Below are 10,455 nucleotides of genomic sequence, written 5' to 3'. Positions count from 1 at the left end.
AAGAAGATAAGAAGCAAGACCCACACCCTCCCAGCCAAAGAAGATACCCAGCAAATTATCAGAGAGCACGATAAGGAGCATGGCAAACAGAAACATAGACAGATAAGCGTAGAACTTAAAAGTCCACTGACCAAAAAGGTTGTGCATATAGCCTACGGAGTAGATGAAGATAAGAGTAGCCACGAAGGTGACCACAGAGGCGGTAATAGAAGAAAGGGGGTCAAAGAGAAGACCAAAGGAGAGAGTATAATCACCCATAGGCAGAAAGTTGTAGAGCTTAACAGAGAAGGGCTCATTTAGGGCTTTGAAAGTAGCCCAGAGGGAGAAGACAAAGGAGAAGGCACCTCCCAGGATACAGAGCACAGCAGAAGCCATATCACCCATTCTTGAGCCAAGGAGGGCAATGACCACAAAGGCTATCAGGGGTGAAAAAAGAACCACCAGACCTTCCATTTTAGTCCCTCAGGTGTGTTATCTCAGAAGAACCCTCGTAGCCCCTAAGTCTGAAGAGGGCAATTATGAGGCCAAGCCCCACTGCCACCTCAGAGGCAGCCACGGCAAGTATAAAGAGGGCAAATACCTGCCCCTCTATACCACCCACAATCCTGTCCACGCTCACAAGGGCTAGATTCACTCCGTTCAGCATGAGCTCTGTGCTTATAAGCAGTGTTATAAGGTTCTTCCTTATGATAACACCGAGAAGACCAGAAAGGAACAAAAATATGCTTATGAGCATATAAGCTTTTTCTATGGTCACTCCTCTTTCCTCCCGAGAAGTATGGCTCCTATCATGGCGGTCAATAGTATAACAGAAGCCACTTCAAGAGGAAAGAGGTAAGTGGAAAATAGGCTTTTACCCACCTCTTTTACATTGTCAGCTCCAGCAGTTCCAACTCTGGCAAAGTTTCCCTTCAGTATGGCGTAAGCAAAGAGGGCAAAGCTGGCAAGGAGAAGGGGAAAGCCAAAAAAGAACTCCCTTTTGTAAAAGCCCTCAAACCTCTTTACCTTTTCCCAGGGTATGGTGGTTATCACCAGCACATAAAAGACCACTATGGCAACCGCATATATGATTAACTGCAGGCCTGCCAGAAGCTCAGCCCTCATATGCAGGAACATACCAGCCACTGCAAGAATAAGACTTATAAAGGAAAGTATGGCATGAACTGGGTTTTTCAGAAAAAGCACCCCCATACTTGAGAGCACTGCCCAGACAGAAAGGAAGGCAAAAATCAGCCACTCCATTGAATCTTCCCCCAGAGCTTTTCCCTGTGCTGGTCATCTATCCATATGCGGTCTGGCTCAGAGCCCCTTCTTTTTTTCCAGTCTATGGCGTTTTCTTCAAGTTCACCCATCCTGAGAACGCCCTCTCGCCTCGTATACCCCGCAAGCTCATGGAGGTCCGTCATGGTAAGACAGCCAACCGGACAGGCATCCACGCATAGCCCGCAGAAAAGGCAGTTGAGCAGGTTCATGTCAAAACGCACCACCCTCTTTGAGCCATCGGGCATCTGCACCGCCTCTATCCTGAAAAGAGTGGGCATGGGACAGGCGGTCTGACACATATAACAGGCAACGCACCTGCTCTTGCCCTTCTCGTAGCTCATGAACTTTTCTATGGCTTTTAGAGAGTCCGGCTCAGTGCCGTCCCAGACAAAGTGTCCGTGAGCTCCTCTGTATCGCTTTGGGGGGGTGAGCTTTTCCAGAGGATAGTTGGTGGTTATGGGTTTCCTGAAGAGGTTTGTCAGGGTCACGGAAAGACCCTTTATAAAGTCCACGAACAAAACTGTTTCCAACAGGTTAAGAAAAGCCTTCCTGTCTACTTTCTTTATGCCCATAGTGGGCTATTATTTTAAGGCAAGCCAGGCAGTTATGCAAAAGTTTATGACATATTTCACTCTGTTAAACTCAGTTTTCTGTATAGCCAGCTCACGCCAAGAAAACCTCTCTTGACTGCATACTCCACTCTGTCTCCCACCTGTGCCCTCATGTAGAAACCCTCAGAGACCTTAAAGCTGTCACACCACTTACTTTTATGAAGCTCTGCGAGCACCACTCTGTGCCCACCTCTGATAAGGTGGTATTTTCTTGCTATTGTATCTCTTTTGAACTCTGGCTCAGACCTGTCAAAGTATCCGTTCACCCAAGTGAGAAAGAAGAGGCTTATCATGGGTATGCATACCAGACAGATAAAGAAAGTCTTAAGAATCACCCTCTGCCCGAGCGTGGGACCTCCAGTCAGGAAAAGAACAGAGGCTGTGTAGAGAATGACAATGGGCATCAGTATTTTAAAGCCAGCCAGCAGAATTTCATGGTCGCAGACATGGTCATACCTGTAAAAGCCAAGAAAAAAGCCCGCAATGCTCAAGAGTATGGTGGCAAAGATCGGTAGCTTCAGAGTGAGCCAGCCCCTGAGAGTTTCTCTGTAGACCTCTGCAGAGGGCACGGCGTCTATGGTTTTTCCAAGGTCTGCCATTATTTTAAAGGCTTCTAAAACTGCCTCCTTGCTCACCACCTTTCTGAACCTGTCCATACCGCCCAGATGCCAGCAGAGGATGAGTTTCTTGCCCTTTATCTCAACAGAGCTCAGACCGGGCAGGTCAAAGAGCTTTTTGACCATATCCTTAAAATCCTCCCTGCCAAGTAGCTTCTCAGCCCACTGGCTGTCCTCATACTCCACGAAGATTCCTTCCATATACCGCCTTCTGAAAAGGATTCTGTCCAGGAGACCCCCACGCCAGAGCCTCAGGTAGCCCAGTGCCTGAACTTCAAGGCTTACTTTGAAGGCATAAAGCCCCCGTCCTCCCTCTGTGAAAAGCCTAAATTTCTTGCCATCAGCTTCAAGCTCTGCAACGGGAAAGATAAGCCACCTGTAGCCCGTGTGTTTTGCCCCTATGGAGTTGTAAAAGTCAAAGAGCTCACGCCTGTGCCTGCCATAGCCAAAATACCAAAGGAGAAACAGCAGAGTCAGGAGGAGAGAAGGCAGGACGTATTCAATCTTTGCACTCCACAGCCCCAAGGTCATACCCTCCCACCTGAGTGATTTTTACCCTTATCATATCTCCGGTCTTTAGCTCTCCTTCTGTCTCTAAGTAAGTTATTCCGTCCACTTCTGGTGCCTGAGCGTATATCCTGCCAACAGGAATATAGCCAAACTCATCATCAAAACCATCAATAATTAGCTCAAGTTCCCTGCCCACAAACTCTTCGTTTTTCTTACGAGTTATGCTCTCCTGAAGGCTGAGAAGCTCTGTCTTTCTTCTTTCTTTTTCCTCCGCCGACCAGGGGTCTCCCAGAGGAAAAGCATGCGTGCCCTCCTCCTGAGAGTAGGTAAAGACACCTAACCAGTGGAAGTGCCCCTCGGAGACAAACTCTAAAAGCCTCCTGAAGTCCTCCTCGGTCTCTGTGGGATAGCCCACTATGAAGGTGGTTCTCAGCACCGCCTGAGGAAGCTTTTTCCTTATCTTCTCTACAAGCCCCCTTACAAAGGACTCGTCATAGCCCCTTCTCATGCTTCTGAGCACCTCGGAGCTTATGTGCTGGAGGGGCATGTCAAAGTAAGGAAGTAGCTTTTCAGAATCAGCCATAAGGGAGATGAGCTCTTCCTCTACCTCTGTGGGATACAGATACAGGAGCCTTATCCACCTTATGCCCTCTATCTTTTCAAGCTCCTGCAGAAGTTTTACCAGTGCACCCTTTCCGTAGATGTCCCTTCCGTAGTAAGTGGTGTCCTGAGAGACTACGCACAGCTCCTTTACTTCCCTTTCTGCCAGATATCTGGCTTCCCGGAGGACTTCTTCCATGGGCTTTGAGCGATGTTTCCCCCTTATGAGAGGAATGGCACAGAAGGAGCAGAGCCTGTTGCATCCTTCAGCAATCTTCAGATAGGCATAGGAACTGGGCGTGGTAAGAACCCTTTCTGACCTCTCTGCAGACTCAAGACCGAGGAACTTCAGCACTTCATTCCAGCTTTCTGTTCCAAAGTATGCCATCACCTCTGGAATCTCCTTCTGCAGCTCTTCTCTGTATCTCTGCACCAGACAGCCCATTACTATAACCTTCTTCTTTTCAGAAAACTCCAGGATTGTTTCTATGGCTTCCGCCTTTGCAGGCTCTATAAAACCGCAGGTGTTTATCACTATAACATCCGCATTTCTAGGGTCGCTTACCAATCTTGCACCACCGCCCTTCAACTTTCCGAGGAGCACCTCCGTATCCACAAGATTCTTGGCACAGCCAAGGCTTATAACACCTACCTTCATCACTCCTCCATATCAAGCTCTGAGTCTATCCTGAAAAGGTTGGCATTGTGGAAAGCATCATACATGACATATTTTCTGTAGGGGTTGTCTTTCAGGGCTTCTCTTATCTCGTCTATACTCTTGCCCTGTTCCTTCAGCCTTTTTATATCTTCCCTGAGGAACTGCGCATAGCCAAGGGTAAAGTCAACGGCGGACATATCCATGGGCTCGTTGTGTCCTCCAAGGAGAACTTTTGCGTCCATCTTCTTTATCTTCTGAAGAGCTTCCACAAGCCCCTTTGAGCTCGCCCCCCTGTCTCCCATAAAGGGAATACGGTCCTTCAGCACGAGGTCTCCCGTAAACAGAACCTTCTCTGTGGGCATGTAAACTACGAGGTCGTTGTCCGTATGGGCAGGTCCCATGTAAACTATCTCAAAGGTCTTTCTCCCTGCCTTCAACGTATACCTGTCCTCTACTACCACATCAGGTGGGACAAGGTCCACATTTTTGAAGAGCTCTCCAAACCTCTGCTTTGCACCCTCAAGGGCAAGCCTTGCCTCACCCGACTGGTAGAACTCCATCAGCTTTTTATGAGCCACAATCTTGGCTCCGAGGTCTCTATAGCTCTTCGCTCCATACCAGTGGTCTGGGTGGTAGTGGGTTATTATGGCGTATTTTACGGGAGCCTTCTTTACCCTCATCAGGTTTTGCACAAACTCCCTTGAAAGCTCAGGAGTTGAAAGGGCATCTACAACCACCCAGCCTTCCTCTGTAAGCACTGCAAAGGCATTGGACATAAAGCCCCTGTTTTCTAAAGAAGGCAGTGCATCCACACCCCGGACCATGTAAATGTCCTTCTGCACTCTTCTGAGTTTCATCTCCGGCGCCATGGCGTAGGCAATAAAGACCAGTAAAAAAGCCAGCTTCAGGTATCGCATGACTGCCTCCTCTATTTTTCCTTATTCTTCTGTGTTAATAAACTTACAAACAGGTTTATCATGTTGTCAAACTTCTGGTTGAGATGTCTTATCTCCGCCTTTAGCTCCTGTTTATCTCTTTCCTGCTTCTCCTCAAGCCGGTGAAAATAACTCAACAACTTTTGCTTGTCCCTTTCCTGCTTTTCAAGAATGCTTGCGGTTCTTTCGTCCACTATGTTGTATAAGAGCTCCATGCTATATGATTTTATTACCTTCAAGGTATTCCGCAAGTATGCTGACCATCTGCAACTCTTCATCCGTTTTCAGCACAAGGACCTTTATGGTGCTTTCCTCTGAGCTTATCACCTTACAGCTCTTCCTGTTTGCATCAATGTCAAGCCTTACACCCAAAAAGGCAAGCCTTCTACAGAGCTCCTCTCTCACTTCAGGGCTGTTCTCCCCTATGCCCCCAGAGAACACAAGAGCATCCACATTCCCCTCAAGAAGAAACCAGTAGGCACCCACATACTTTACAAGCCTGTGAAGGAAAGCCCTGAAGGCAAGGTCTGCCCTTTCATCTCCTCCTTTTTTCATAGCCATGAGCTCCTCAAAGCTGGAAACTCCCGCTATGGCTCTTATACCAGCCTCCCGGTAGAGTTTTCTTTCCAGCTCTTCCACTGGCATTCCGGAGCGGAGCATGTAAAGAAGGACACCCGCATCCACGTCCCCAGGTCTTGAGACCATGAGAAGGCCCTCAAGGGGCGTAAAACCCATAGAAGTATCCACCGACGCACCTTCCTTTACCGCACAGACGCTGCACCCCTGCCCCAAGTGCATCATTATAAGGCTGGGACTTTTCTTCTTGAGAAGCTCTTCAGATTTACTCAGGAGGTAGGAGTAAGATATGCCGTGAAAGCCATACTTCTTTATGCCTTGGCTGTATAGCTGGTAGTCCACTCCGTAAAGCCTTGCGTATTCGGGTATGCTCCTGTGAAAGTCTGTGTCAAAAATGGCGTAATGCTCGCTATTTCCAAAAAGCTGAAGGCTCAAACTTATGCCCTCAAAAGCTATGGAGTTGTGGAGGGGGTTTATGCGGGTGAGTTCTTCCAGAATCTTGAGCGTCTCCTCTGTTATCCGCATGGGGCTTTCGTGTTCCATGCCGTGCACTACCCTGTGGAGGACATACTGAGGGTGCTCTGGCAGACTTTCTGCAATCTGGTGTATTAGAGATGGCAGTTCCTCTATGCATGTCAGACTTTTCTTCTGTCTGAGAAGCTCCCTATCTTCAGAAAACATAGCATACTTAAGGGAGGAACTTCCGTAATTCAGGCACAAGAAAGTTCTCGTCGGAAAACTCCGGGTCATCTACTCCCTCCTCGTAGGCATGCTTTAAAGCCCTTATCTGCATGTCCTTTAGAAGGTCTATGTATTTTCCTCCTTTTGCCTGCAGTGTGGGCGTTCTCTGAATCACGTCTATGGCTATACTGAAACGGTCTATCTGGTTTATTATGGCAAGCTGGAGGGGCGTGGTAATACCACCCCTTCCCCTGAGGAAGGGCTGTATCTGGGTGGCGTCTATGCCGAACCTTCTGTTTTCCCTGTAGCCTCTCACATGGAGGTTTTTGTGGTTCTTCCTGCGGTAGGTGAGCCTGTGTATAAGCCACGGATATCCGTGGAAGTTGAAGATTATGGGTCTGTCTGTGGTAAAGTAGGCGTCAAAGTCCCTGTCGGGGAGACCGTCGGGATGCTCGCTATCGGGAGTAAGCCTGAAGAGGTTGACCACGTTCACAAACCTGATGGCAAGGTCGGGGAAAAACTCCCTCAGAATAAAAGAGGCACATACCCCCTCCTTGGTGGGTATGTCACCACAGCTTGCGAGCACCACATCGGGTTCTCTATCCGTGTGCGTGCTTGCAAAGTCAAATATTCCTATGCCCTTTATGGCATGCCTATAAGCCCCCTCATAGCTCAGATACTGGGGATGGACCTGTTTGTCCACCACTATGATGTTTACCCTGTTGGTGGATTTAAGGCACAGCTCCGCAGTTGCCAGAAGGGTGTTAGCATCGCAGGGAAAGTAGAGCCTGACCACATTGGGCCACTTGTCCACTATGCTGTTTATAAACCCGGGGTCCTGATGGGTAAAGCCGTTGTGGTCCTGCCTCCAGACCACGGAGGTAAGAAGGAGGTTGAGAGAGCTTATGGGTGCCCTCCATGGCACATCCAGTGAAATGTCCAGCCACTTTCCAAACTGGTTTACCATGGAGGTTATTATGGGGGCAAAGCCCTCGTAGGTGCTCAGAATTCCATGCCTGCCTGTAAGCAGGTATCCCTCCAGCCAGCCCTCCACCGTATGTTCTGAGAGCATCTCCATCACCCTGCCCACGGGGCTGAGATGACCTTCGTCTTCGTCTACCGGTAGCCTTTCCAGCATCCATGCCTTTCCCTCCTCAAAGGTGGGATGGAGTCTGTTGGAGGCGGTCTCATCAGGACCAAAGACCCTGAAGCTGCGGGGATTTCTCTTCAGAACTTCCCTCAGATAGTATCCCAGAGGGAGAGTGTTGCTGTGAAGTGTAAACTTTTCCACCTCAAACCTCTCGGCCTCTGGCAGTTCAAGGGGCTTTCTCAGCAGTCCACCGTTGGCGTAGGGCGTGTCTCCAAGCCTTCTGCCCTCCTCGGGAAAGACCTCACGACAGTCTATGAGGGGCTTTCCCTCTGCGTCAAAGAGCTCCTGAGGTCCGTAGCTCCTGAGCCACTCTTCAAGAAGACGCAGGCTTTCGGGATTTTCGTGCACCTCTGACAGGGGAACCTGATGGGACCTCCAGTAGCCCTCAATGTATCTTCCCCTAAATTCCTTTGGTGCAGTCCATCCCTTGGGAGTCTTGAGGACTATGGCGGGAAGCACGGGTCTTATAGCCTTTCCTCTGAGCTCCATGAGCCTTTCAAAGGCGGTCTCCACAGCCTGAAGCATCTGACCCATCACCTCTTCAGGCTCCTCTCCCTCCACCCAGAGGGGCTCATAGCCGTAGCCTCTCAGAAGGCTTATGAGCTCTTCCCTTGGAATCCTCGCAAACAGGGTGGGGTTGTTTATCTTGTAGCCGTTTAGTGATAGCACTGGCAAAACCAGCCCATCCCTCTGGGGGTTGAGGAACTTGCTAGAATGCCAGGCGGTGGCGAGCGGTCCAGTCTCCGCCTCACCATCACCCACTATGGCAACTGCCACGAGGTCAGGGTTGTCAAAGACAGCACCGAAGGCGTGAGATAGGCTATAGCCAAGCTCTCCTCCCTCCTGTATGGAGCCCGGAAGCTCGGGAGTGCAGTGGCTACCAAGACCACCGGGAAAGGAAAAGGACTTAAAAAGTTTCTTCATACCCTCTGCGTCCCTTGAAAACTCCGGATAGAAGCTGGTAAGAGTTCCCTCAAGGTAGAGAGGCGCTATGTATCCGGGTGCTCCATGTCCGGGACCCACCACAAGAAGGGAGTTCACAGAGTATCTTCTGAGTGTATAGCTTGCAGCCAGATACACAAGGCTTATGTTGGGGCTTGCTCCCCAGTGTCCCAGCAGTCTTCTCTTAAGGTGTTCTCTCTTGAGGGGCTCCTTCAGAAGGGGATTGTCCCTCAGATAAATCATCCCCACAGCCAGATAGTTGCACGCTCTGAAGGCTCTTAACAGCTCTTTCATAACCCACCTCCTCCAGCCACTCTTCAAATCTCTTACCTTCCATTATAGATGAGAGCATGGAGCTCTCTAAGTTGTTCATGTATTCCGGAATAAGGTCTCTTCTGAGCCTGAAGGTTCTCTCTATGGAGTGCCACAGCTCCCACAGGCTTATGAGCTGATGGTTGCCCGAGAGAAGCACCTCAGGCACCTTCATCCCCATGAACTCTGCAGGTCTGGTGTATACGGGTGCACCCAGCCATCTTCTGAAAGAGTCTTTTCTTATACTCTCAGGCTCGCCAAGGACTCCCGGTAGAAGCCTTGCTATGCCTTCAAGAAGCACAAGAGCCAGAAGCTCACCCCCAGCCAGCACAAAGTCCCCTAAGGATAGCTCCTCATCCGCCAGCGCGCTGACCCTCTCATCCAGCCCCTCATACCTCCCGCATATGACTGCAATGCTCTCCAACTTTGATAGCCTGTCAAGGTCTGCCTGAGTGAGCCTTCTGCCCCAAGGCTGTGGGATTATGGTGTGGGGCTTGCCAAAGTTTTTCATTACATGCTCGTATGCTCCGAAGACAGGCTCTGGCTTTATCACCATACCCGGATGTCCGCCGTAGGCGTTATCATCCACCTGTCTCTTGTGAGCAAAGTCTCTCAGGTCAAGGACAAAAAGCTCAAGGGCACCCTTTTTTAGAGCCTGTTTTACTATGCCGTAGCTGGCGTAGCATTCAATGACCTGAGGGAAGATGGTGAAAACAAAGAACTTCATCTGAGAAAGTTCTCCACCATGATCCTTGCCCTCTCCTGACTGAAACGGTAGTATATGTCTATGGTTGTCTTTACATTTGAGTGTCCTGCAAACTCCTTTACCACCTCTGCAGGAAAGCCTGAGTTTACAAGGTTCGTTATGTATGTATGCCTGAAGCTATGCACAGAAAAGGGAATGCCCAGTCTTTGAGAAAGCCTGTTGGTATAGACCTGCAAAGAACCTGCCTTTACCATAATGAAAGCATCGTAATCCTGAAGCCAGTAATCAAGCTTTTCGTTTATGCTCATGGTCTCCTCTTTTGATGGACCCATTATGGGAACCAGTCTTTCCTTCCCCCTCTTGGTTACCTCCGCAGGCAGTCTCAGCCAGTATATATTGTTCCTGTCCCTCTGAAAGAACTCCCTTCTGAGCTGGGCATATTCAGAAAGCCTTATACCACTGTATAGAAGAAGGCTATATACACGCTCGTACTTTGTATTTCTTACCGTTTCAAAGATTTTGCTCAATTCTTCCTTGCTGAGAGCTTTCGGGCTTTTCTGCGACCTGGAGCCTGAAAGGTCTTCCCTTATCTCTTCAATAACTGCTTCAAGCTCGGAGAACTGTTCCTTGCTAAGCCATCCCCTTCTAAAGGCGAATTTATAAAAATGCTTTATAGCAGAGAGGTGGGTCAGAAGAGAGGTTACAGAAAGCTCAGAGGAGTCAATGTATGAAAAAACCTTCATGGGTTCAATTTCGAGAAGATTCATGCCCTTACCTACATGTTTCTGAAAAGAGGCAAGACACATGCTGTAGGTGATTACAGTCCTTTGGCTCTTTGTCCTGCTCAGGCTCTTAACCCAGAGGTCTAAAAGCCCGTCCATGGTCTTATTAATT

General features: G+C 49.1%; 12 protein-coding genes. All 12 read right to left on the bottom strand.

The window, feature by feature from the left end:
• Positions 1-453: NADH-quinone oxidoreductase subunit L (locus tag WHS43_08780; GenBank protein MEJ5339731.1), on the bottom strand; the 453-nt coding region annotated here is incomplete at its 3' end.
• Position 454: 1 nt separating this feature from the next.
• Positions 455-757 (bottom strand): NADH-quinone oxidoreductase subunit NuoK, encoded by a 303-nt coding sequence (gene nuoK, locus WHS43_08775; protein ID MEJ5339730.1) that lies wholly within the window; start codon positions 755-757, stop codon positions 455-457.
• Complete coding sequence (locus tag WHS43_08770; protein MEJ5339729.1) at positions 754-1,242, bottom strand: NADH-quinone oxidoreductase subunit J; 489 nt, start codon at positions 1,240-1,242, stop codon at positions 754-756. The genes nuoK and WHS43_08770 overlap by 4 nt, the downstream gene beginning before the upstream one ends.
• Positions 1,230-1,835 carry an NADH-quinone oxidoreductase subunit I gene (locus WHS43_08765; protein ID MEJ5339728.1) on the bottom strand — a complete coding sequence of 202 codons (606 nt, stop codon included), beginning with the start codon at positions 1,833-1,835 and terminating at the stop codon, positions 1,230-1,232. Before WHS43_08765 ends, WHS43_08770 begins: the two co-directional genes overlap by 13 nt.
• A 56-nt stretch (positions 1,836-1,891) precedes the next feature.
• The gene (locus WHS43_08760; protein ID MEJ5339727.1) at positions 1,892-3,022 is read right to left on the bottom strand and encodes a hypothetical protein; all 1,131 of its coding nucleotides are present in this window, start codon (positions 3,020-3,022) and stop codon (positions 1,892-1,894) included.
• Complete coding sequence (rimO, locus tag WHS43_08755) at positions 2,991-4,259, bottom strand: 30S ribosomal protein S12 methylthiotransferase RimO (GenBank protein MEJ5339726.1); 1,269 nt, start codon at positions 4,257-4,259, stop codon at positions 2,991-2,993. The genes WHS43_08760 and rimO overlap by 32 nt, the downstream gene beginning before the upstream one ends.
• Positions 4,259-5,176, bottom strand: coding sequence for an MBL fold metallo-hydrolase (locus WHS43_08750; protein MEJ5339725.1), 918 nt, complete (start codon positions 5,174-5,176; stop codon positions 4,259-4,261). The genes rimO and WHS43_08750 overlap by 1 nt, the downstream gene beginning before the upstream one ends.
• Positions 5,177-5,187: 11 nt before the next feature.
• Entirely contained in the window at positions 5,188-5,409 is a 222-nt protein-coding gene (locus WHS43_08745) for a hypothetical protein (protein ID MEJ5339724.1), read from the bottom strand.
• A gap of 1 nt (position 5,410) precedes the next feature.
• Positions 5,411-6,451 (bottom strand): acetate/propionate family kinase, encoded by a 1,041-nt coding sequence (locus WHS43_08740; GenBank protein ID MEJ5339723.1) that lies wholly within the window; start codon positions 6,449-6,451, stop codon positions 5,411-5,413.
• Positions 6,452-6,458: 7 nt separating this feature from the next.
• Positions 6,459-8,837, bottom strand: a complete 2,379-nt coding sequence (locus tag WHS43_08735; protein MEJ5339722.1) for a phosphoketolase family protein — start codon at positions 8,835-8,837, stop codon at positions 6,459-6,461.
• Positions 8,728-9,582 (bottom strand): tRNA (guanosine(37)-N1)-methyltransferase TrmD, encoded by an 855-nt coding sequence (trmD, locus tag WHS43_08730; protein ID MEJ5339721.1) that lies wholly within the window; start codon positions 9,580-9,582, stop codon positions 8,728-8,730. Before trmD ends, WHS43_08735 begins: the two co-directional genes overlap by 110 nt.
• Entirely contained in the window at positions 9,579-10,442 is an 864-nt protein-coding gene (locus WHS43_08725) for a site-specific integrase (GenBank protein MEJ5339720.1), read from the bottom strand. Before WHS43_08725 ends, trmD begins: the two co-directional genes overlap by 4 nt.
• Positions 10,443-10,455 lie beyond the last annotated feature (13 nt).

It is taken from the genome of Aquificaceae bacterium, from assembly GCA_037481935.1.
GTDB lineage: Bacteria > Aquificota > Aquificia > Aquificales > Aquificaceae > Pampinifervens.
Note: the sequence above shows the minus strand (reverse complement) of the source record. Positions and strands in the feature narration are given on the sequence as shown.